Here is a 21,251-nt window from a genome sequence, read left to right on the forward strand (position 1 = left end):
CCGGGGATGCCCCTCACGCCGCCGAGAGGGCGGGCGCCCGCCGGTGGCGGGTGGCGGCCTCGTAGTCGTGGGCGAGGGCGAGCAGGTCCGCCTCGCTCCACAGCCTGCCGACGAAGATCAGGCAGAACGGCGCGCCCGAGGCGTAGAAGCCGGCCGGCATCACCACGCCGGGCAGCCCCGCGATGTTGATCTCGCACACCGTGGTCTCGTGGATGGTCTCCGGGCCGTGGAGCGGCGGCAGCGCGTCGCGCATCTGCGGGAAGACCAGGGCGTCGAGGCCGTGCTCGGCCATCACCGCGTCGAAGATCGCGAGGTAGCGCTCGCGGAGCGACAGGAAGTCCGACAGGTCGGGCGGCGCCAGCGGGTCGGCGAGGCAGGGCGCGAAGGCCGGGACCTGGTTCATCCAGTCGAGCACGCCGCCCGGGGCGAAGGGGTCCTCCGCCTTGGTGGCCGCGGCGAACTCGGCGAAGGTGCGGTAGGCGGCGTCCGGCCCGAGCCGCTGCAGGTAGTGATGCAGGTCGTGGACCACGCTCTCGATGCCGCTGGCGTCGTAATGGTCGAGGCCCGCGACGGGCCGGCCGAGGGCGGCGAACCCGCTCCCCGCGAAGGGATCCGCCACCAGGGCGGCGCCGCGGGCGGCGATCTCGCCTTGCGCCCGCGCGTAGAGGTCGGCCGTCTCCGGACTGAGCGGCCGGTCGCGCCAGCCCGGCCCGTAGAGGCCGAGCCGCTTGCCCTGGAGCGCGGTCGTCGAGAGGCCGGCCGCGTAGCCGCCCTTCGGCCGCCGGCCGATCGCCGCCACGGTCTTCGGGTCGGCGGCGGTGTAGCCGGCGAGCGCGTCGAGGGTGAGCGCCGCGTCCCTCACGCAGCGGGCGATCGGCCCGACCACGTCGCGGGTGCTGCCGGCGAGGGGCACCACGCCGGCATTCGGCACCAGGGCGAAGGTCGGCTTGATGCCGACGAGCCCCTGGGCCGAGGCCGGGTTCTGGATCGAGCCGCCGGTCTCCTCGGCGAGACCGAGCACCGCGAGGCTCGCGGCGACCGCCGTGGCGGTGCCGGCGCTCGACCCGCCGGGCAGGCTCTCGGGCACCATGGCGTTCAGGGTCGGGCCGGCCCAGCTGTCGTTGGCGTGGCTGCCGGTGGCGCTGAGCACCGGCACGTTGGTCTTGCCGAGGATGACGCAGCCGGCCGCCCGCATCCGGGCGACGACCGGGGAATCGGTGCCCGGCATCAGGTCGGTGCCGCCGGCCTTGGCGCAGAGGAAGTGCCAGCCGGCGGTGGTCGGCAGGCCCGCCATGTCCATCGTGTCCTTGACCACCACCGGAACGCCGGCGAGCGGCCCCAGAACCTCGCCGGCGGCGCGGCGCCGGTCGATCGCCCGCGCCTCGTCCAGGGCGTGGGGGTTGAGGAAGATCAGCGCATTGTAGCGCGGGTTGTAGGTCGCGATGCGGGCGAGGAAGGCCTCCGCCAGGGCCTCGGCGGTGACGCCGTGGGCGAAGGCCGCCTGGGCATCGGCGACCGTCATCTCGACGGCGGCGTCGGACAGGGCGGGGGCGGGGATCGGGTCAGCGGCCATCGTTCGGGCTCCGGAGGGCTCGTCGGGACGTGGGAGATCGTTTGGGGAGAGGGCGCCGGCCTCAATGCATGCCGACGAACTCGTCGATCAGGGCCCGGTCGCGGGCGATCTCGGGCGGGACCTCGCGGGTGATCACGCCCTTCTGGAGGATCAGGACCCGGTCGGAGAGGCCGGCGATGCAGTTCAGGTTCTGCTCGACGAGAAGGAGCGCGATGCCGCGCTCGCGCCCGATCCGCCGCAGGGTCTCGATGATCTCCTCGATGATCGAGGGCTGGATGCCCTCGGTCGGCTCGTCGAGGAGCAGGATGCGCGGCCCGCCGCACAGGCAGCGGGCGAGCGCCAGGAGCTGCTGCTCGCCCCCCGACAGGGCGCCGCCGGGCCGGTCGAGATAGGCGTTGAGCCGCGGGAAGTCGGCGAGGATGCCGGCGATGGTCTCGTCCTCGCCCCTGGCGGAGAGGAGGCAGCCCATGCGCAGGTTCTCGCGCACGCTCAGCGCCGGAAAGATCTCGCGGCCCTGCGGGACGTAGCCGATCCCGGCCCGGGCCCGGGCGGTCGGGCTCAGGCGGGTGACGTCCCGCCCGTCGAAGCGCACCTGCCCGGCGGTGGCCGGCAGGTAGCCCATCAGCGTGCGCAGGAGCGTCGTCTTGCCCATGCCGTTATGGCCGAGGATGCCGACGAACTCGCCCTCGCGGACGGCGAGCGCCACGCCGCCGAGGATCGGGATCCGGCCGTAGCCGGAATGCAGGCCCTCGACGGACAGGAGAGCGGGAGACTGACCCATCGCTCAGGCCGCCTGCTTGCCGAGATAGACGTCGCGCACGCGGCGGTCGGCCAGCACGGCATCGACTTCGTCCTCGACCAGGATCCGGCCCTGGTTGAACACCGTCACGGTCTTGGCGATCATCCGGATGAACGGCATGTCGTGCTCCACCACGATCAGGGCATGGGTGCGGTTGATCTCGCGGATCAAAGCGGCGGTGCGGTGGACCTCCTCGTGGGTCATGCCGGCGGCCGGCTCGTCGAGGAGGATCAGCTCCGGCTCCTGGGCGAGCACGGTGGCGATCTCGACCCACTGCCTCTGGCCGTGGGCGAGCTGGCCGACCTCGCGCCGGGCGATGCCGGTGAGCCCGAGCCGGGTCAGGGTCTCGTCGACGATGGCGCGGGTGCGCGCCAGCGACTTGCGCCGCGAGGCCGCCACGAAGACGTTCTCGTGCACCGACAGGCCGTTGAAGACGTTCGGCACCTGCGTCTTGATGCCGACCCCGAGGCGCGCGATGGCGTGGGGCTCGGCTCCGGTGATGTCGGTGCCGCGCAGCGCGATCCGCCCCTCGGTCGGCTTGAGCTGGCCGGTCAGGATCTTGAAGAAGGTGCTCTTGCCGGCCCCGTTGGGGCCGATGAGGCAGCGCAGCTCGACCTCGCCGAGGGTGAAGTCGACGCCCGCGACCGCGGTGACGCCGCCGAACCGCATCGTGACGCCGCGCGCCTCGATCAGCGGGCGCAGGGGCGCGCCGTTGAGGCCGGTGGGAACCGGGAGGGTCATCGGGCGGTCTCCGTCGCGAGGGGTCCGGGGGCGGCCTTGCCTGCGCGCCGCTCGATCAGGCGCCAGGACAGGCCGCGCAGGACCGGGACGAGGCCTTGCGGCACCAGGAGCACGAAGCCGACCAGCACGAGGCCGAGGCCGAGATTGGAATCGAGCACGGACTGGCTGCCCGCCGTGATGATCAGCGCCTGGATCAGGACCGCGCCGAGCATCGGCCCGACCAGGGTGCCCAGCCCGCCGACCAGCACGTAGATGATGACCTGGGCCGACATCGGGAGGCCGAAGACGGTCGGGCTGATGAAGCCGCCCCAGTTGGCGTAGAGGCAGCCGGCCAGCCCCGCGACCCCGGCGGCGATCGTGAAGGCGAGGAGCTTGTAGAGGCGCGGGTCGTAGCCGATGAGCTGGGCCCGGGTCTCGTTCTCGCGGATCGCCACCACGACGCGGCCGAAGCGGCTCGCCAGCACCGCCCGCAGGAAGACGTAGACGAGGATCAGGGCGCCCATCGCCGCGTACCAGATGCCGTCGGTGTCGAGGGGTTCGTCGGGATGGCCCGGCAGGTTGAGGGCGGGGATCGCCGGGATGCCGTTGAAGCCGCCGAGCTCGGCCGCGCCGATCCGGTACTGGCTGCCCGACGTCGCGTTGACGAGCTGGAACAGCATCACCGAGACGGTGAGCGTGATGACGCCGATATAGGCGTCGCTGATCCGCCCGTAGAACATGAAGTAGCCGAGCAGCGCGGCAAACAGCATCGGCACCGCGATGGCGCACAGGACCGGCAGGGTGCTGTCGCCGAGGTTGAGCACCGCGACCGCGTAGGCGTAGCCGCCGAGGCCCAGGAAGGCGGCCTGGCCGAAGGACATCACCCCGGCGAAGCCCCAGACGAAGCCCTGCGAGAGGCCGAACATCGCCAGCGCGGCAAAGCCCGTGCACTGGACGAGGCCGAACGTGTCGAGGGTGTGGGGCGCGCCGAACAGCAGCGCCAGCCCGAGGGCCAGGGTGGCGAGGAAGCCCGCGGCGGAGCGCAGGCCCACGCCGGAGGGGCGGAAGACGGTCGGGGTCATAGGCTGCGCCTCAGGTAGCGGCCGGTGATGCCTTGCGGCAGGAGGCGGATCAGCAGGATCGCGGCGGCGAGCAGGGCCACGTCGCCGATGACGGGCGTCGTCTTGAACGAGACGAGCTCGTTGATCGTGCCGAACAGCCCCGAGGCGAGGCCGGTGCCGGTGATGATGGCGGGCCCGCCGCCGAGCACCGTGATGAAGGCGCGGGCGACGTAGGCCGCCCCCATGGCGGGCGAGACGCCCGAGATCGGCGCCAGGATCCCGCCGGCGAGCCCGGCGAGCGCCGCGCCGAGCGCGAAGGTCGCCATGTAGATCCGGTTCGGCTGGACGCCCAGCGCCGCCGCCATGCGGGGATTCTGCATGGTGGCACGCAGGATGAGGCCGAACTTGGTGAAGCGCAGGAGCCCGAACATCGCCGCGAGCGCGCCGAGCGCCGTCGCCATGATGACGAGGCTGTAGAGGCTCGCCCCGTAGCGCCCGATGTCGAAGCTGCCCACCGGCGTCGAGACGCCCCGCACCACGTTGCCGTAGAGCGTGGTGACGAGCCCGATCAGCCCGAGGCTGACGCCCCAGGTGGCCAGCATCGTGTCCATCATCCGCCCGTACAGGAAGCGGATGACGGTGCGCTCGAGGACGAGGCCGATCACTCCCACCACCAGGGGCGGCAGGACCAGCATGGCGATCCAGATGTTCACGCCCGCCCCGCTCGCCATCACGGCGGTGTAGGCGCCCAGCATCATGAACTCGCCATGGGCGAGATTGATGATCCGCATCATCCCGTAGATCACCCCGAGGCCGAGGGTGATCAGCACGAGCGTGGCGATGCCGGTCAGGACGTTGAAGGCGAGGAGGCCGGCGAGATCCATCGGCCGTCAGCCCTTCAGGTCCGGCGTGAACTGCTTGTTCATGCGCGGATTCTTGAGGAGGTCGCAGGCGCCGCCGGTATCGGCCGGGAAGGAGTTCGGGAAGGTGGCGAGGATCTCCCACTTCCGGTTCTTCGGCCGGGCGAGGTAGGTGTTGCGGATGGTGTGGTGGGTCGCCCCGTCCATCGTCACCGTGCCGGTGGGCGACTCGATGCTGATGCCGCCCTCCAGCGCCGCGATCACCTTGTCGCGCTCGACCGAGCCGGCCTTCTTCACCGCCTCGGCCCAGAACATGATGCCTTCGTAGGTGGCGGTGTCGAGCTCGCTGAGGTCGGTGACGTCGGCGCCGAACTTCGCCTGCATGCCGGAGACGAAGGCCTTGCTCGCCGGCGTGTCGAGGTCGTTGTACCAGCCGTAGCAGGTGACGATGCCGTCGGTGGTCGAGGGGTCCATCGTGGTCAGTTCGTCGCCCAGCCCGAAGACGCTGGAGGCGAGCGGGATCTTGGCCTTCATGCCGGCGGCATCCCATTGCCGGTAGAAGCCCGAATGGTTGGCCCCGACGAGGGCCGAGAGCACGAGGGTCGGCTGGGCCTGCTGGATGCGGCTGATCGCCGAGGAGAAGTTGGTGACGTCGAGGGGGAAGAAGTCGGTGCCGGCGACCGAGCCGCCGCCGTCCTTCATGAACTTCGTCATCCAGCTCGCGGTGATGTGGCCGTAATTGTAGTCCGCCGCGACGATGTAGGCCTTCTTGCCCCAGTTCTTGAGGCCGTAATCGACGATGTGGTTGACGGTCTGGGCCGGGGTCGAGCCGGTGCAGAACACGTTGCGGTCGCAGACGCCGCCCTCGTACTGCGTGTTGTAGAAATACAGGGTCTTGGAGCGACCGAAGATCGGGCGGATCGCCTCGCGCGAGGCCGAGGTGATGCCGCCCTGGATGACGTCGACCTTGTCCTTGAGGGCGAGCTGCTGGGCGTACTGGGTGTAGAGCTGCATCGTCGACTGGGTATCGTAGGCGATGAGCTGGATCGGTCGGCCGAGGAGCCCGCCGGCCTTGTTGAGGAGCTCGACCGCGTACTCGGTCGTCTCGATCATCCGCTTGCCCTCGAGGCCGAGCGCCCCGGAGCCGTCGAGCAGGCTGCCGAGCTTGATCGGCTCCGCCGCGAGGCCGGCGCGGGACACGAACGGCGCCGACACGGTGCCGGCGGCCGCCGCCATCCCCAGCTTCAGCGCCTCGCGGCGGTTCATCGCCCCTCTGGTCATGTCCGCATCCCTCTCGTCTGCCTGCGGGCCCGGTCCGGGCGGCTGTCGCCGGACCGGCCTGTCCGCAGCATTCAAGTTCGATGCCAACAAATCCCACAGAACGCACAGAACCGGGTGATCCCGGATATCCCGTGCGCGTCCCGGCCCGGCTCACGCCGGGCCGGGTTTCCACGTCGTTTCGCGGATGTCGCCCCGCTGCGGCATCCCTGGGCAGTGGACGGGCAACCCCGCGTCACGCTGCCCAGGACGCGTTCAAAATCCACAATCCGGGCACGATCCCACAGGCCTGCCATCCGGACCGGCCGGCGCAGGGCCGGCCATCCCCGGCTCAGCTCTCCTTGAAGCCGTATTCGGGCACGCCCTCCTCGTTGCCGTAGTACTTGTAGGGCAGGAACTTGCCCGACAGGTTCATCTTGACCCGGTCGCCCTTGTTGTTGGGCTCGCGCTCCATCGTCATGTTGAAGTCGATCGCCGACATGATGCCGTCGCCGAACTCCTCCTGGATCAGCTCCTTCCAGGTGGTGCCGTAGACCATCACCAGCTCGTAGAAGCGGTAGATCAGCGGGTCGGTCGGGGGCATCGCGGGGATCGAGCCGCGATAGGGCGCCTCGTTCAGCATCCGCTCCTCGGCCTGGGTCAGGCCGAACAGGGCCGCGGCCTTGGCGGCCTGGGCCTTGGGCAGCTTCATCTGGCCCATGCAGGCGGCGGTGATCAGGATCGGCGAGATGCCGCCGATCTCGTCCTGGATGTACTTCCAGGTCCAGCCCTTCTCGCGCTTGATGTCGAGGAGCTTCTCGGTGAGGTCTTCGCGCTTCATGGGGTCTCTCCGTGGGTTACGTGCCGTCCCGGCGGGGCGGCGTGGGGCTCGAAGCTCGGGATCGGACGGGGCGAAGCGGCCGCCCCGCCCGGTCCCGCTGGGCGCGGTCCCGGGCGCCGGCCGTCGCGAGGCGGCGCGGCCCGTGCCCGGGGACCGGAAAGGGAGCCGGTCAGGCCCGGCGGGAGGGCGGCTCGGCCGCGATCGCTGCGGCATCGGCCTCGCTGAGCGACGGGCGGACGACCGGCGGATGGCGCGGGTCGTAGCCGGCCGGCATCGTGTCGCGCAGGGTTCTGGAGCGCGACACGAGGAAGTCGATCAGGTGGTTGCGGAGGGCATAGTAGCCCGGGGCGTGGTGGAGCTGGGTGCGGTCGCGATCCTTCGGCAGCGGATTCTCGACGATCTCCGCGACCTTCGCCTCCGGCCCGTTCGTCATCAGGACGATCCGGTCGGCGAGGTAGATCGCCTCGTCGACGTCGTGGGTGATCATGAACACGGTCTGGCCGGTCTCGACGCAGATCCGCCGCACCTCGTCCTGCAGCGTGCCGCGGGTGAGCGCATCGAGGGCCGAGAACGGCTCGTCCATCAGCAGGATCTTGGGCTCGATCGAGAGCGCCCGGGCGATGCCGACGCGCTGCTTCATGCCGCCCGACAATTCGGACGGCTTCTTGTGCTCGGACCCGGCGAGCCCGACCGTGGCGATGGCGCGTCTGGCCCGCGCCGCGATCTCGGCCTTCGACGCCTTGCGCCACCGCGACGACACCGCGTAGGCGACGTTGCCGAGCACGCTGCGCCAGGGCAGCAGGGCGTGGCCCTGGAAGATCACCGCCCGGTCGAGGCTGGTCCCCTGGAGCGCCTGCCCGTCGACGATCACCGCGCCCTCGGAGGGCGCCTCGAGCCCCGCCAGGATGTTCAGCACCGTGGTCTTGCCGCAGCCCGAATGCCCGATCATGCAGACGAACTCGCCGCGGCGCATCGGCAGCCACAGGTTCTCGAAGATCGTGGTGGTCTTGCCGCCGGGCGCCGGATAGCGGCGGGCGATCCCCTCGATCGAGATGAATTTTTCGGAGTTCGCCATGCGGCCGGTCCTGGCGCCTTGATCGGCGGCGGCGGCCTGCATGCGCCGCCGGAAGGGAAGGAGCTTGCTCATGCGCCCGGCCTCATTCGGGGAATGTGACAAGGCGCTGAGCGCGGGCGAGCAACTGGTCGAGGACCATGCCGACGAGCCCGATCAACAGGATCGAGGTGATCACGTTGGTGATCGAGAGGTTGTTCCACTCGTTCCAGACGAAGTAGCCGATGCCGGTGCCGCCCACGAGCATCTCGGCCGCCACGATGACGAGCCAGGCGATGCCGATCGAGATGCGCATGCCCGTGAGGATGGTGGGCGCAGCGGCCGGCAGGATCACCGTGAAGGCGCGGCGCAGCGGACCGACCTCGAGGGTACGGGCGACGTTGAGCCATTCCTTGCGGGTGCCCGACACCCCGAACACCGTGTTGATCAGCATCGGCCAGAGCGAGCAGATGAAGATCACGAAGATCGCCGAGAGCCCCGAATCCTTGATCGTGTAGAGCGCGAGCGGCATCCAGGCGAGCGGCGAGACCGGTTTCAGGATCTGGATGTAGGGATCGAGCGCCCGGCTCATCAGCGGCGACATGCCGATGAGGAATCCGACAGGAATCGCCACCAGCACCGCGAGCCCGTAGCCGAGGGCGACGCGCCCGATCGAGTAGGCGAGCTGGATGCCGAGCCCCTTGTCGTTCGGCCCCCGGTCGTAGAACGGGTCCTTCAGGTGCTGCCAGAGCGTCGCGCCGACATCGAGCGGCCCCGGCATCGCGGACTTGCCGGTGGTGGCGGTGGCGCCCATCAGGGCGGCGTATTCGGGGTCCATCGCCTCGGTCTTGGCGGTCCCGCTCACCGCGACCTGCCAGGCGAGCAGGATCGCGGCGAGCAGCGTCAGCGAGAGCACCGCGGCGCGAAGGGTGAGGGAGCGCGTCATGGCTCTAGCCCGCCCGCTTGATCGCGAAGGACTCGATGTATTCCTTCGGTTTTGCCGGGTCGAAGGTCTTGCCCATCACGACGAAGCTCTTGGTGGTCGTCTCAGGGGGCGTGAAGCCGTCCTGCTTCATCAGGCGGGCGGCATCGGTGGCGAGGTAGACTTGTTTCGCCACCGCCGCGTAATCGACGTCGCCCTTGATCTGACCCCAGCGCTTCATCTGGGTCAGGATCCACACCGCGAAGGACTGCCACGGGAAAGCGTCGAAATCGACCCGGTCGGGCACCTTGCGCACCTGGCCCAGGCCGTCCGCGAAGGTGCCGGTCAGCACCTGCTCGACCACGGTCAGCGGCTGGTTGAGGTAGTTCGCCGGGGCGATCGCGGCGGCGATCTCCTTGCGGTTGTCCTTGTTCGAGGCGTAGGCCGTCGCCTGGATGATCGCCCGCAGCAATGCCGCGTAGGTGTTGGGCGTCTCCTTGATGAAGGCCTCCGAGGCCGCGAAGGCGCAGCACGGGTGCCGGTCCCAGATCTCCTTGGACAGGATGTGGATGAAGCCGACGCCGTCATAGACCGCACGCTGGTTCACCGGATCGGGGGCGAGGAAGCCGTCGATGTTGTCGGCCCGCAGGTTCGCCACCATGTCGGGCGGCGGCACGGCGCGGATCTGCACGTCGGTGTCGGGATCGACGCCCGCTTCCGCCAGGTAGTAGCGCAGCAGGTAGTTGTGCATCGAGTAGTCGAACGGAACGGCGAGCTTGAAGCCCTTCCAGTCCTTCGGGTTGCGCCGGTCCTTGTGCTTCATCGCCAGGGTGATCGCTTGGCCGTTGACGTTCTCGACCGCCGGCATCGTGTAGGCCTGCGGGGTCGATCCGAGGCCGAGCGAGATCGCGATCGGCATCGGCGCCAGCATGTGGGCGGCGTCGTATTCCTTGTTCAGGGTCTTGTCGCGGATCACCGCCCAGCCCGCGGTCTTCACCACCTCGACGTTCAGGCCCTGCTTCTCGTAGAAGCCCATGGGCTTGGCCATTATGATCGGCGTGGCGCAGGTAATCGGGATGAAGCCGACCTTGAGGTCGGTCTTCTCGGGCTTTCCCCCTTGCGCGAAGGCGTCCGCGACGAGCTTCGTGGGCAGGAACTGGCTCACCGCCGCGAGTGCCGTGGCGGCCCCGACGCTGCGCAGGAAGGCACGGCGCTCGGCGTCGTGAGGAAAGAGCGCGCGCATCACCGCGCCCTCCACCGCCCGCTCCAGCGCGGCCTCGCCGGTGGGCGTCGCGTCCTGCGCGGCATCGTGGGCCGCCTGGCTCGCATGGGCGCCGCAGGCGCAGCCGCCGCGGGCGAGGCGGCGTTTGGCATCGAAGGGATTGTCGAACAGGGCCATGGGCGCCTCGCGGAATGCGGATCGCGAAGGGATCCGCAAGGGGCGTGCCAGGTTCGAACAACATGGATAATGCAGCTTTTTCAGTATGTTGGGGCAGTAGAGCAAAATTACGAAATATCGTGTAACATGAGATTTCGTCGCACAACCACGAGATCTCGTGATGCCGGTCAGCGCCGCCGATCCGAACGCCGATTTCGGGCCCGTCTTCGAGGTCGGGGCCGAGGCCATGCTGGTGATCGATCCCGATGCCGACCGGATCGTGGCGGCCAACGCCGCCGCCGCGCGCCTCCTCGGCCGCGAGCAGGACGCCCTGCGGGGAGAGCCGGTGAGCGCCCTGCATCCCGGCCAGCTCCCGGCCCTGATCGTGTTCACCCAGGGCGTGCAGGCCAAGGGCCGCTGGTGGACCCACGCGCTCACGCCCCGCCACGGCGAGGGCCGCGCTCTCGCCATCGAGACCGTCGGCACGGCGATGCCGGACGGCCTCGTCCTCCTGACCCTGGTCGATCTCGACGAGCGCCGCCAGCGGCAGGTCGACCGGGAAGCCGACCGCCACATGCGCGCCGGGCTCTCCGAGTGGCAGCGCATGGAGCGGATCTTTCGCGATATCGAGCGCGAGAACCAGCTGATCCTGCGCGCCGCGGGGGAGGGCATCTACGGGGTCAATGCCGAGGGCATCACGACCTTCGTCAACCCGGCCGCCGCCCGGATGCTGGGCTGGAACGCCGCCGACCTCGTCGGCACGGACATGCATGCCGCCGTGCACCATACGCATGCGGGGGGCGGCCACTACCCGCACCGGGACTGCCCGATCTACGCCGCGTTCCGGGACGGCATCGTGCATCAGGTCGACGACGAGGTGTTCTGGCGCCGGGACGGCACCGCCTTCCCGGTCGAGTACACCTCGACGCCGATCCGCGACCGCGGCGCCCTCGTCGGGGCGGTGATCGTGTTCCGGGACGTGAGCCAGCGCCGCGAGGCGGACGAGCGCCTGCGCCAGGCGCTCGCCGAGGTCGAGAGCCTGCGCGAGCGGCTGGAGCTCGAGAACGCCTATCTGCGGGAGGAGATCCGGGCCGGCAGCCACCACCAGGGCATCATCGGACGGAGCCCCGCCATCGAGGCGATCCGGCGCCAGATCGATCTCGTGGCCGGCACCGATGCCACGGTGCTGGTCACCGGTGAATCCGGCACCGGCAAGGAGCTGATCGCCCGGGCGATCCACGAGGCGAGTCGCCGCCGCGACCGGCCGCTGATCCGGGTGAACTGCGCGGCGGTCCCGCGCGAATTGTTCGAGAGCGAGTTCTTCGGCCACGCCCGCGGGGCCTTCACGGGGGCCTTGCGCGACCGGGTCGGCCGCTTCGAACTGGCGGATGGCGGCACCCTGTTCCTCGACGAGGTCGGGGAGATCCCCCTCGATCTCCAGGGCAAGCTGCTGCGGGTGCTCCAGGAGCGCTCCTTCGAGCGCGTCGGCGAGGAGCGCACCCGCGCCGTCGACGTGCGCCTCGTGGCGGCGACGAACCGCGACCTGAAGGAGGAGGTGCGGCGGGGGCGCTTTCGCGGCGACCTCTATTTTCGTCTCAACGTCTTTCCGATCGGCGCGACCCCCCTGCGGGAGCGGCCGGAGGACATTCCGCTCATCGCCCAGCACATGCTGGCGGGCGCGGCGCGCCGCCTCGGCGTGCCCGAGCCGCGGCTGAGCGAGGGCGACGTCCGCCGCCTGACGCGCCACGACTGGCCGGGCAACGTGCGCGAACTGGAGAACGTGATCGAGCGCGGGGTGATCCTGGCCCAGCGCGGACGGCTGCGCCTCGATCTGCCCGAGGCCGCCCCCGTCCCGTCGGGCCCGGATTCCCGGTCCGATCGTCCGGCGCCGCCCTCGTCCGGTCCCCTGAGCGAGGCCGAGCGGCGGGCCCGCGACCGGGCCGAGATCGTCGAGGCCCTGGCGCTCTGCGGCGGCAAGGTGTTCGGCCCGGGAGGCGCCGCCGCCCTGCTCGGCCTGCGGCCGACGACGCTGGCCTCGCGCATCAAGGCGTTCGGCATCGACAAGCCGTGAGGCGGAAGGATGCAGGGCTCCGGCGCCGAGGCCCGTCGTCTCGCGACGGCCGACCGTGTAGGAGGAGCTCGCCGCACCATCGCGGGTGGATCATCCCGCGGGATGCCGCAGCGTTCTCGGGAGAAGGGATCGACATGGAACGACGTCAGTTCATCGCCGCGGGCGTGTTGGCAGGTCTTGCGGGCAGCGCGGCGACGAAGGCCGCGGCGGCCGACCACGGCCCGATGCACGACCATGGCTCCGGACAGGCCGCGGCCCCGGCCGGCGGGCACGACCATCCGGCGCAATTCGCCGCCCTCGCCGCGTCGAGCGCCCATTGCGTCGCGACCGGCAACGACTGCCTGCGGCACTGCTTCGGCATGCTCGCCATGAACGACACCCGCATGGTGGCCTGCATGAAGGCGACCTACGACCTCGTGCACTCATGCACCGCCCTGCAGACGCTCGCCGCCGTCGACTCGCCCCACACGCCGGCGATGGCCCGGGCCGTGGCGCAGATCTGCACAGCCTGCGAGACGGAATGCGCCAAGTTCCCCGACATGGCCGAATGCCGCGCCTGCCGCGACGCATGCCGCGCCTGCGCCGCGGAGTGCCGGAAGATCGCCGCCTGAGGCGGCGGCCCGCTTCGGCCGTTCCCGAGACGGCATGACACGCGATCCGCGCTCGCGCCGAGCGATCCCCGGAAGCGATCCCCCGAAGCGATCCCCGGAAGCGTTTCTCGTGGGATCGCCGGCGCGCCTCTTCCGCGCGGATCGCGTCCGTCGGCAGCGTGACATCCGTGCGCGGGCGGCCGAGGCGCGCGGCGGCCCATCCCGGGATCGATCAGCCGTCCGCCGACCCGAGATCGCCGTGCCGGATCGAGTCGGCGATACGCTCGGCCACCATCACGGTCGGGATGTTGGTGTTGGCCCGCGGGATCGTCGGCATCAGGGAGGCGTCGCAGACGCGCAAGCCCTCGACGCCGTGCACGCGGCCGGTGCCGTCGCAGACGCTCATCGGATCGTGCGCCGCCCCCATGCGGCAGGTGCCCGACGGATGCCAGGTCCCCCCGACCTCGGCGGCCACGAAGGCGCCGAGCGCCCGCTCGTCGCGGAGCAGGCGGTCGAGGGTGACTCCTTTCGTCACGAGGCCGTGGAGCAGCGCCGACCGGGCCGGGCCGGCGATATCGAGGAGGCCCGACAGGATCCCGCGCTGCGCCGCCGGCCAGGGTTCTGGCGCCGCCGCCCGGGCGACCCGGGGCGAGTAGCTCACCGGGAAGACCGGGCCGCGGACGGGCGCGAGCGACGGGTCGCGCAAGGCCCGGGCGCCCAGGCGGACCGCGTCCATCAGTCGGGCGTGGTCGCGGGGGTCGGACAGCATGCGGAAATCGACCTGCGGCTCGGCCCGCGGATCGGGTGCGGCGAGGGTGACCTCGCCGCGCGAATACGACTTGTTGACCCAGAAGAAGATCCCGCCGATCCGCCGCCCCAGGCTGTGCCAGCCCGTCCGCGACAGGATCGCGCCGTGCATGTCCCCGTCCGGCGTACCGGGCAGCCCGGAGGAGTAGCGGAGAATCGCCTGCTCGTGGTGCTCGCCCGGATCGCGGACCCGGCCGGCCCGGGTCAGGTAGGCCGAGACCGCGATCGAGGGATGCTCCATCAGGTTCCGCCCGACGCCCGGCCGGTCGGCGATCACGTCCAGGCCATGCCGGCGCAGAGCGGCCCCGGGGCCGACGCCGCTGCGCATGAGAAGGACGGGGCTGTGGATCGCCCCTGCTGCCACCACGACGTGGTCGGCGGGCAGCGTCTCCGAGGGGCCGCCGCCGAGCGGCGCCACCACGGCGCCCACAGCCCGCCGTCCCTCGAACAGGACGCGCTCGGCGATCAGGCCGGTGCGCACGATCAGGTTTCGCCGCGCCCGCACGGACGGCGTCAGGTAGGCGACCGAGACCGGCACCCGCTCGCTCTCATCCGAGATCGCGGTCGTGCCGACATAGACGCCGTCCCGCCAGGGCCCGTTCTGGTCGGCCCCGGCCGGATGGCCCTGGGCCGCGAGCGCCCGCATCGTGGCGGCGACGAAGGGGGAGAGCCGGTCGGGGGTGGCCCTGCGGATCGGCAGGGGACCGTCCCGGCCGTGCAGCTCGCCGCCGCAATCCCGGTCGGATTCGAGCTTGCGGAAGTAGGGCAGGCAGGTCTCCCACGACCAGCCCTCGGCGCCGAGCGCGCCCCACTCGTCGTAATCGCCGGGCGCGCCGCGATTGGCCATCATGGCGTTGATCGCCGAGCCGCCGCCGAGGCGGCGCGCCTGCTCGTAGCGCCGCGGCGCCGGCCTCTCCGGACGATTGCCGACGGGGGCGCCCATCCGGGCGGTCAGGGCCGGCCAGATGTTGCGCGGGTCGAGATAGGCCCGGCCGGGATAGCGGCTGCGGATCTCGGGCGGCATCGTGGCCGCGGTGAGGTCGTCGCCCGCCTCAACCAGGGTGACGCGAAACGACGGCTCCTCCGAGAGCCGCGCGGCGAGCACGCAGCCGGCCGAGCCGCCGCCGAGGATCAGGATCGCGGTCACGGGCCGGTGCGGGCTTTACGGGCGCCGAGGCTCGCCAGCACCACGACGATCAGGGAAGCCGCGGTGAGGAGCGAGGAGATCGCCGCGATGGTCGGGTCGATCTCGTCGCGGAGCGCCGTGAACATCCGCTTCGTGAGGGTCTGGTTCTGGCCGCCGGCGATGAAGATCGCCACCACGGTCTCGTCGAGGGCCGAGATGAAGGCGAACAGCGCGCCCGAGACCACGCTCGGGCGGATCTGCGGCAGGGTGACGGCGAGGAAGGCGCGCAGGCGGTTCATGCCGAGGCTGCGCGCCACCATCTCCTGCGCCGGGTCGAAGCCGCGCAGTCCCGCCAGCACCGAGGTGACGACGTAGGGGGTCGCCAGCATCACGTTGGCGAGGACGAGGCCCGGCAGCGTGGCCAGCAGCCCGGTCTTGGCGAAGACGAAGAACACGCCGATGCCCGTGATGACGATCGGCACGATCAGCGGCAGGAGCAGGATCACCGTCAGGCTGCGGGCGAGCCGCGACCCGCTCAAGGTGAGGGCGTAGGCCGCCGCCGTCCCGATCAGCGTCGCGCCGATCGCGGTGGCGAACGCCACGCCGAGGCTGACCCGGGCCGCCTGCATCCAGGCCGGGCTGCCGAAGAACGCCTCGTACCAGCGCAGCGACCAGCCCGGGGGCGGGAAGGTGAGGAACCGCGCGTTCGAGAACGACATCGGCACCACGATCAGGATCGGCAGCACCAGGAACAGCAGCACCAGGGCGACGACGAGGCCGAGCGCGAGGCGCGCGGGGAGGGCGGTCGGCATCAGCGTGCTCCCATGATGCGCTCGAAGGGGACCACCCGGGAGGCGAGCCAGAACAGGACGGCCACGCACACGAGCAGCACGACCGCGATGGCGCTCGCCGCACCCCACTGGTTGTAGATCTCGACGTTGCGGCTCACCAGCATCGACACCATGAAGGTGCGCCCGCCGCCGAGCAGCTCCGGCGTGATGTAGAAGCCGAGCGCCAGCACGAAGACCAGGACCGTCCCGGCGACCACGCCCGGCATCGACAGCGGCAGGAACACCCGGAGGAAGACGTGGAGCGGAGAACCGCCGAGGCTGGCCCCGGCGAGCATCAGGTCGCGGGGGATGCGCTGCATCGTGGCGTAGAGCGGCAGCACCATGAAGGGCAGGAGGATGTGCAGGGTGGCCAGCACCGTGCCGAACTCGTTGTTGATGAGCGCGATCGGCTGGTCGGTGAGGCCGAGCCCTTGGAGTAGGCCGTTCACGAGGCCGCGCCGCTGCAGCAGCACCATCCAGGCATAGGCGCGCACGAGCACGCTGGTCCAGAACGGCAGGATCACCAGGCCGAGCACCACGACGCTCCAGCGCCGCGGCAGGGTGGCGGCGGCATACGCCACCGGATAGCCGAGCAGCACCGCCAGCACGGTGACGGTGAGCGCGATGCGGAAGGTGAGCAGGAAGCTGCGCCAGTAGATGTCCTCGGTGAGGAAGCGCCGGTAATGCTCGAGGGTGAGCGACCCGTCGGTGGTCACCGACTGCACGGCGAGCCAGGCGAGCGGCACCACGAGGAGCGCCGTGACGACCGCGAGGGCGGGGCCGAGCAGCGCGAGGACGAGCATCCGCTCGCGCCGCTCGTGCCGCCGCAGGGCGGAGCTGGATGGAATCATGGCGGGGTGTCCGTTGGCATGGACTCGGCTGGGTCACGGAAAGAGCGGGAGGTTGCCACCGCGAACCCTCCCCCGCAGAGGGGGGAGGGTTCGAGGCGGCGTCGCGCTCACTTCCTCTGGACGAAGTCCGCCCAGCGCTTCAGCGCCGCGTCGCCGGCCTCCGAGGTCCACCATTCGGCCGAGAGCACCGCCTGCTTCCTGGCGTTGTCCGGCGAGCTCGGCAGTTTGGCGGCGAGGGCGGCCGGGATGATGCCGGTGTCGAAGGCGGCCGGGTTGCCGGGGCCGTACGGGATGTTGAGCGGCAGGTTGGCCTGGAGCTTCGGGTCGATGGCCTGGTTCACGAACTTCACGGCGGTGGCGAGGTTCGGGGCGTTCTTCAGGATGCAGAGCGAGGTATTCTGCAAGATGCCCTGGTTGTAGGTGAAGTCGGCCTCCGCCCCCGCCTCCATCACCGCCGCGGCGCGGCCGTTCCAGATCATCTCCATGTCGACCTCGCCGCCCTGGATCAGCAGGGCCGACTGGCCGCCGGAGGTCCACCAGACCGAGATATGCGGCTTGATCTCCTCGAGCTTGCGGAAGGCGCGGTCGACGTCGAGGGGGTAGAGCTTGTCGGGCGCCACGCCGTCGGCCATCAGGGCGGCTTCCAGGGTGGCGAAGGGATGGTTGCGCAGGGCCCGGGCGCCCGGAAATTTCTTCACGTCCCAGAAATCGGCCCAGCTCTGCGGCGGATTCTTGCCGTACTTGGTCTTGTTGTAGGCCAGAACGCTCGAATAGAACTCGTAGGGAACCGAGTAGTCGGTCTTGTAGATGGCCGGGATCGCGGCAGCGTTGGGGATCTTGGAGAAGTCGAGCTTCTCGATCAGCCCGGCCTTGCCACCGCGCACGCAATCCTGGGTGGGGGTGTCGACGACGTCCCAGGTCGGCTTGCCGGTCGCGCCCTGGGTGCGGATCGCCGGCCAGGCATCGGGGGCGCTGTCCTGGTTGATGGTGATGCCGAGCGCCTTGGCGGCGGGATCGAGGATCGCCACCGTCTGGGCCTGCTGGTAGGCGCCGCCCTGCGACACGAAGGTGACCTGCTCGGCGGCGAGAGCCGGACTGGCCGCGCCGAGGAGGCAGGCCAGGACGGTGTTTCCGATGCGCGACGCCATCTCGACTTCTCCTCTGCTTGTGAAGGCTGCAACCCTGGAGCGTTTTCCGACGAAGCGGATGCCGGTTCGTCACAGAAAATGCGATTTAACAAAGACTTAGAGCCCTTCGCGATCGCAGCGCGACCGTGACGGGCTCTAGCGGCCGATCGCGTCCAGGAACTGGTACCAGCCGGCGATGAGACGGATCGCCGGCTCGCGCAGGCCGTAGAACGGGACGGGCTGGAAGCCGTCGCCGCCGAGCAACGCCACGTCGGGGCTCTCGCCGACGGCGAACGCGGCGGCGAGTCCCCCGAGATGGCTCGACATCGCGACCCCGGCGCCGTTGTAGCCCATGGCGAAACTGACCCGGTCGTCGAGCCGGCCGACATGCGGGAGCGCATCGAGCGTCATCCCGACGAGGCCCGACCAGCGATAGGCGACCGGCGTATCGGCGAGCGCCGGGAAGGTGCGCACCATCGCCCGGTGCAGAGCCGCGAAGGCGGCCTCGGAATCGGAGCGCCCGAAGGCGCCGCGCCCCCCGAACACCATCCGGTCATCGACCATGCGAAACCAGCGCATCATCCGCCGCGTCTCGACGTAGATCCGCCGGCTCGGCAGGATCGCGGCGCGCAGGTTGTCGGACAACGGCTCGGTGGCCAGGATCGCGCTGCGAAAAGGAATCAGGCGGGTGCGCAAGGGCGCGGCCGCCGCGGTGAGGTCGGTATAGCCGTTCGTCGCCACGATCACCTGGCGCGCCCGCACCGAGCCGCCCGGCGTCTCGACCCGGATGCCGCCGGCCTCGCGATGGAGGCGCAGGGCCGGGCTCTCCTCGTGGATCGCGATGCCCTTCGCCGCGGCTGCCCGGGCGAGGCCGCGGGCATAGTTGAGCGGGTGCAGCCCCCCGGCCTTCTGCGAGAGCACGCCGCCGACGAAATCCTGCGAGCCGGTCTCGGCCGCCACGGCCTCGCGGGACAGGACCGAGACGGAGCCGTCGCCCATCTCCCGGCGCATCCACTCGCTGTCGGCGATCGTCGCCGCCAGGGTCGCGGGGGTATGGGCGCATTTGAGCTGGCCGACCCGGGCGTAGTTGGCCTCCACGATGCCGTGCTCGGCGATCAGCCGCTCCAGGGTCTCGACCGAGGCGTACGCGATGGCGTGCATGCGCTTGGCGACCGCGATCCCGTGCCGGCTGGCGATGGCCTGGAACGAGGGGCGGAACTTCGCCGAGACGACGCCGCCGTTGCGCCCGCTCGCGCCCCAGCCGATCGTGCTGGCCTCCAGCACCACCGGGCGCTCGCCGCGCGCGGCGAGAGCCAGGGCCGCCGAGAGCCCGGTATAGCCGCCGCCGACGATCGCGACGTCGGCCTGGACGTCGCGGTCGAGCGGCCCGAAGCGTCCGGCCGGCACCGCGCCGGCGGCCCAGAGCGAGGCGACCGGAGGCTTCGGGAAGGCGTTCATCGTCAGGCCGCCTGCCGGGCGGCCGCGGCGAAGGCCGCGTCGGCGGCGTCGGCGAGCTTCTCCAGCGTCGGGAAATGGTAGTCGGGCGTCGTCAGCCGCTCGGGCTCGGGCGTGCCGCCGAACCCTTCGAGCCCCTGGCGACGCTCGATCCAGCAGACGGTGTAGCCGAGGTCCCGGGCGATGCCGATGTCGTGGTACTGGCTCTGGGCGACGTGGAGTATGTCGCTCTGCTTGTAGCCGAGAGCCGATTGCCGGCCGCGGTTGAAGGCGAAGAATTGCGGGTTGGGCTTGGCGACGCCGGTATCGTCGTAGGTCACGCCGTCGTGGAACGGGCTCCCGAGGGTATGGGAATAGAACGAGAAGGCCGAGCGGTCGGCATTGGTCATCGCGACGAGGCGGTAATGCTTGCGCAGGCGCTTGAGCGCCGCCACCGAATCCGCGAAGGCCGGCCAGCGCAGCACGGAGAGCTGGAACGCGTCGGCATCGGCGTCCGTGTTGGGGAAGCCGAGGTCACGGGCGACGTGACGATAGACGTCGGCGAAGACCTCGCTCGAGCGCTCGTAGTTCAGCTCGCGGCCCTTGAGGTACGAGGCGAAGATCGTCGCGTCGCTCAATTCGGCCTGGCTGCGGCCGGACACCGCGCGCAGATGGTCGAGGATGCCCTTCTCGAAGTCGATCAGGGTGCCGACGACGTCGAAGGTGAGAACCTTGAAGGTATCGAGGGAGGGAGCGGGCATGGGTTTTCCTTTTCGCAACCGACGCGGGGAAGGTCAGGTGGGCTCCGCCGGGACGACGATCGTGTCCTGCGGGTGGAGGAGAGCGGTGATCGCGCCGCCGGGGGAGGGAATCGCGAGGCGCCCGGCATGGTGGGCCGGTTGGCGCAGGGAGATCTCCGGCCCGCCATCGAGGGCGACGAACACCCGCAGGCTCTCGCCCTGGTAGACGACGTCGGTGACGCGCCCCGTCAGGCGGTTGTATCCGTCGGCGGTCGCGTCGCCGGCCACGATCAGCTTCTCGGTCTGGATCGCCAGCAGCAGGGCCTCGCCTGCCGGGAGGGGCCGAGCGCTGCGCAAGGCCGTCGCTCCGAGCGCGATCGTGTCGGCGCCGGCGCGGGTGACGGGGACGAGGGTCGATTCGCCGATGAAGCTCGCCACGAAGGCGCTCATCGGCCGGTCGTGCAGGCGCTCGGGCGTATCGATCTGGGCGAGCCGCCCGCCGCGCAGGATCGCGATCCGGTCGCTCATGGTCAGCGCCTCGCGCTGGTCATGCGTGACGTAGATGATGGTGGCGGCGAGCTGGCGATGCAGGCGCCGCAGCTCGATCTGCATCGACTCGCGCAGCTGCTTGTCGAGGGCCGAGAGCGGCTCGTCCATCAGGATCAGCCGCGGCCGAAAGACGATGGCGCGGGCGAGTGCCACGCGCTGGCGCTGGCCGCCGGAGAGCTGCGAGATCGCCCGATCCTCGTAGCCGGCGAGCTCGACCATCGCGAGGGCCTCCGCCACCCGCTTGCCCCAGCTGGCCTTGGGCTCTCGCCGAGCCCGAAGCGGAAAGGCGACGTTCTCGGCCACGCTCAGGTGCGGGAAGAGCGCGTAGTTCTGGAACACCACGCCGATGTCGCGCTTGTGCGGCGGCAGGAACGTCACGTCGGTCTCGCCGAAATGCACGCTGCCGGAGGAGGGCACGGTGAAGCCGCCGAGGATGCCGAGCAGCGTCGTCTTGCCCGAGCCCGACGGCCCGAGAAGGGACAGGAACTCGCCGGGTGCGACGTCGAGCGAGACGTCGTCGAGGGCCTTGAAGGCGCCGTAGCGCCGGGTGGCGTTGCGGATCGACACGCCGACGCTGCCGCTTGCGAGCAGCGTCCGATTCAATCCTGGGCTCGATGCTGCTGCCATCGTGGGGCTGCCTTCCCGTCCGGTGCCGCCGACAGGG

General features: G+C 70.7%; 19 protein-coding genes. 2 read left to right on the forward strand and 17 right to left on the reverse strand.

Features of this window, described 5'->3' with window-relative positions; translation table 11 throughout:
• Nucleotides 1-13 precede the first annotated feature (13 nt).
• The 10 genes from miv_RS28365 to miv_RS28410 form a co-directional block, all read right to left on the reverse strand.
• Nucleotides 14-1,573, reverse strand: a complete 1,560-nt coding sequence (locus miv_RS28365; RefSeq protein WP_207180281.1) for an amidase — start codon at nucleotides 1,571-1,573, stop codon at nucleotides 14-16.
• A 61-nt stretch (nucleotides 1,574-1,634) separates the two neighbouring features.
• Nucleotides 1,635-2,354, reverse strand: coding sequence for an ABC transporter ATP-binding protein (locus tag miv_RS28370; RefSeq protein ID WP_207180283.1), 720 nt, complete (start codon nucleotides 2,352-2,354; stop codon nucleotides 1,635-1,637).
• Between the two features lie 3 nt (nucleotides 2,355-2,357).
• Complete coding sequence (locus tag miv_RS28375; RefSeq protein WP_207180285.1) at nucleotides 2,358-3,113, reverse strand: ABC transporter ATP-binding protein; 756 nt, start codon at nucleotides 3,111-3,113, stop codon at nucleotides 2,358-2,360.
• On the reverse strand, nucleotides 3,110-4,174 hold the full coding sequence (locus miv_RS28380; RefSeq protein ID WP_207180287.1) for a branched-chain amino acid ABC transporter permease: 1,065 nt from the start codon (nucleotides 4,172-4,174) through the stop codon (nucleotides 3,110-3,112). Before miv_RS28380 ends, miv_RS28375 begins: the two co-directional genes overlap by 4 nt.
• Nucleotides 4,171-5,037, reverse strand: a complete 867-nt coding sequence (locus tag miv_RS28385; protein WP_048429034.1) for a branched-chain amino acid ABC transporter permease — start codon at nucleotides 5,035-5,037, stop codon at nucleotides 4,171-4,173. The genes miv_RS28380 and miv_RS28385 overlap by 4 nt, the downstream gene beginning before the upstream one ends.
• A 6-nt stretch (nucleotides 5,038-5,043) precedes the next feature.
• A complete protein-coding gene (locus miv_RS28390; RefSeq protein WP_082171508.1) occupies nucleotides 5,044-6,294 on the reverse strand; it encodes an urea ABC transporter substrate-binding protein in 1,251 nt (416 codons plus the stop codon).
• Nucleotides 6,295-6,622: 328 nt separating this feature from the next.
• Entirely contained in the window at nucleotides 6,623-7,111 is a 489-nt protein-coding gene (gene cynS, locus miv_RS28395) for a cyanase (protein ID WP_048429036.1), read from the reverse strand.
• Between the two features lie 169 nt (nucleotides 7,112-7,280).
• A complete protein-coding gene (locus tag miv_RS28400; protein ID WP_058618216.1) occupies nucleotides 7,281-8,258 on the reverse strand; it encodes an ABC transporter ATP-binding protein in 978 nt (325 codons plus the stop codon).
• Between the two features lie 10 nt (nucleotides 8,259-8,268).
• Entirely contained in the window at nucleotides 8,269-9,108 is an 840-nt protein-coding gene (ntrB, locus tag miv_RS28405; protein ID WP_048429038.1) for a nitrate ABC transporter permease, read from the reverse strand.
• 4 nt (nucleotides 9,109-9,112) lie between these two features.
• Complete coding sequence (locus miv_RS28410; protein WP_207180289.1) at nucleotides 9,113-10,483, reverse strand: CmpA/NrtA family ABC transporter substrate-binding protein; 1,371 nt, start codon at nucleotides 10,481-10,483, stop codon at nucleotides 9,113-9,115.
• 160 nt (nucleotides 10,484-10,643) lie between these two features.
• Between miv_RS28410 and miv_RS28415 the strand changes: the two genes are divergently transcribed.
• Both miv_RS28415 and miv_RS28420 read left to right on the forward strand, forming a co-directional pair.
• A complete protein-coding gene (locus miv_RS28415; protein WP_207180292.1) occupies nucleotides 10,644-12,533 on the forward strand; it encodes a sigma-54 interaction domain-containing protein in 1,890 nt (629 codons plus the stop codon).
• Between the two features lie 134 nt (nucleotides 12,534-12,667).
• Nucleotides 12,668-13,144 (forward strand): four-helix bundle copper-binding protein, encoded by a 477-nt coding sequence (locus miv_RS28420; RefSeq protein ID WP_207180294.1) that lies wholly within the window; start codon nucleotides 12,668-12,670, stop codon nucleotides 13,142-13,144.
• A 211-nt stretch (nucleotides 13,145-13,355) separates the two neighbouring features.
• Here the strand turns inward: miv_RS28420 and miv_RS28425 are convergent, their stop codons facing one another.
• The 7 genes from miv_RS28425 to miv_RS28455 all read right to left on the reverse strand — a co-directional run bounded on the left by miv_RS28425 (nucleotide 13,356) and on the right by miv_RS28455 (nucleotide 21,214).
• Nucleotides 13,356-15,077: a GMC family oxidoreductase gene (locus tag miv_RS28425; protein WP_207180296.1), complete on the reverse strand. Its 1,722-nt coding sequence runs from the start codon at nucleotides 15,075-15,077 to the stop codon at nucleotides 13,356-13,358.
• Nucleotides 15,074-15,868: an ABC transporter permease gene (locus miv_RS28430; protein ID WP_058618210.1), complete on the reverse strand. Its 795-nt coding sequence runs from the start codon at nucleotides 15,866-15,868 to the stop codon at nucleotides 15,074-15,076. Before miv_RS28430 ends, miv_RS28425 begins: the two co-directional genes overlap by 4 nt.
• On the reverse strand, nucleotides 15,868-16,737 hold the full coding sequence (locus tag miv_RS28435; RefSeq protein WP_207180298.1) for an ABC transporter permease: 870 nt from the start codon (nucleotides 16,735-16,737) through the stop codon (nucleotides 15,868-15,870). The genes miv_RS28430 and miv_RS28435 overlap by 1 nt, the downstream gene beginning before the upstream one ends.
• 107 nt (nucleotides 16,738-16,844) lie before the next feature.
• Complete coding sequence (locus miv_RS28440; protein WP_048429045.1) at nucleotides 16,845-17,885, reverse strand: ABC transporter substrate-binding protein; 1,041 nt, start codon at nucleotides 17,883-17,885, stop codon at nucleotides 16,845-16,847.
• Nucleotides 17,886-18,020: 135 nt separating this feature from the next.
• Nucleotides 18,021-19,322, reverse strand: a complete 1,302-nt coding sequence (locus miv_RS28445) for an NAD(P)/FAD-dependent oxidoreductase (protein ID WP_207180301.1) — start codon at nucleotides 19,320-19,322, stop codon at nucleotides 18,021-18,023.
• A 2-nt stretch (nucleotides 19,323-19,324) separates the two neighbouring features.
• The gene (locus miv_RS28450) at nucleotides 19,325-20,059 is read right to left on the reverse strand and encodes an HAD-IA family hydrolase (RefSeq protein WP_058619551.1); all 735 of its coding nucleotides are present in this window, start codon (nucleotides 20,057-20,059) and stop codon (nucleotides 19,325-19,327) included.
• 33 nt (nucleotides 20,060-20,092) lie between these two features.
• Nucleotides 20,093-21,214 carry an ABC transporter ATP-binding protein gene (locus miv_RS28455; protein WP_207180302.1) on the reverse strand — a complete coding sequence of 374 codons (1,122 nt, stop codon included), beginning with the start codon at nucleotides 21,212-21,214 and terminating at the stop codon, nucleotides 20,093-20,095.
• Nucleotides 21,215-21,251: the final 37 nt, after the last annotated feature.

The sequence above is a fragment of the Methylobacterium indicum genome, from assembly GCF_017347565.1.
GTDB lineage: Bacteria > Pseudomonadota > Alphaproteobacteria > Rhizobiales > Beijerinckiaceae > Methylobacterium > Methylobacterium indicum.

Bases quoted from the DNA above. Each gene is read 5' to 3' on its own strand.
- miv_RS28375 (WP_207180285.1), bottom strand. From the start codon at position 3,113: ATGACCCTCCCGGTTCCCACCGGCCTCAACGGCGCGCCCCTGCGCCCG.
- miv_RS28450 (WP_058619551.1), bottom strand. From the start codon at position 20,059: ATGCCCGCTCCCTCCCTCGATACCTTCAAGGTTCTCACCTTCGACGTC.
- miv_RS28410 (WP_207180289.1), bottom strand. From the start codon at position 10,483: ATGGCCCTGTTCGACAATCCCTTCGATGCCAAACGCCGCCTCGCCCGC.
- miv_RS28415 (WP_207180292.1), top strand. From the start codon at position 10,644: ATGCCGGTCAGCGCCGCCGATCCGAACGCCGATTTCGGGCCCGTCTTC.
- miv_RS28400 (WP_058618216.1), bottom strand. From the start codon at position 8,258: ATGAGCAAGCTCCTTCCCTTCCGGCGGCGCATGCAGGCCGCCGCCGCC.
- miv_RS28445 (WP_207180301.1), bottom strand. From the start codon at position 19,322: ATGAACGCCTTCCCGAAGCCTCCGGTCGCCTCGCTCTGGGCCGCCGGC.
- miv_RS28390 (WP_082171508.1), bottom strand. From the start codon at position 6,294: ATGACCAGAGGGGCGATGAACCGCCGCGAGGCGCTGAAGCTGGGGATG.
- ntrB (WP_048429038.1), bottom strand. From the start codon at position 9,108: ATGACGCGCTCCCTCACCCTTCGCGCCGCGGTGCTCTCGCTGACGCTG.
- miv_RS28365 (WP_207180281.1), bottom strand. From the start codon at position 1,573: ATGGCCGCTGACCCGATCCCCGCCCCCGCCCTGTCCGACGCCGCCGTC.
- cynS (WP_048429036.1), bottom strand. From the start codon at position 7,111: ATGAAGCGCGAAGACCTCACCGAGAAGCTCCTCGACATCAAGCGCGAG.
- miv_RS28385 (WP_048429034.1), bottom strand. From the start codon at position 5,037: ATGGATCTCGCCGGCCTCCTCGCCTTCAACGTCCTGACCGGCATCGCC.
- miv_RS28440 (WP_048429045.1), bottom strand. From the start codon at position 17,885: ATGGCGTCGCGCATCGGAAACACCGTCCTGGCCTGCCTCCTCGGCGCG.
- miv_RS28420 (WP_207180294.1), top strand. From the start codon at position 12,668: ATGGAACGACGTCAGTTCATCGCCGCGGGCGTGTTGGCAGGTCTTGCG.
- miv_RS28370 (WP_207180283.1), bottom strand. From the start codon at position 2,354: ATGGGTCAGTCTCCCGCTCTCCTGTCCGTCGAGGGCCTGCATTCCGGC.
- miv_RS28455 (WP_207180302.1), bottom strand. From the start codon at position 21,214: ATGGCAGCAGCATCGAGCCCAGGATTGAATCGGACGCTGCTCGCAAGC.
- miv_RS28430 (WP_058618210.1), bottom strand. From the start codon at position 15,868: ATGCCGACCGCCCTCCCCGCGCGCCTCGCGCTCGGCCTCGTCGTCGCC.
- miv_RS28435 (WP_207180298.1), bottom strand. From the start codon at position 16,737: ATGATTCCATCCAGCTCCGCCCTGCGGCGGCACGAGCGGCGCGAGCGG.
- miv_RS28380 (WP_207180287.1), bottom strand. From the start codon at position 4,174: ATGACCCCGACCGTCTTCCGCCCCTCCGGCGTGGGCCTGCGCTCCGCC.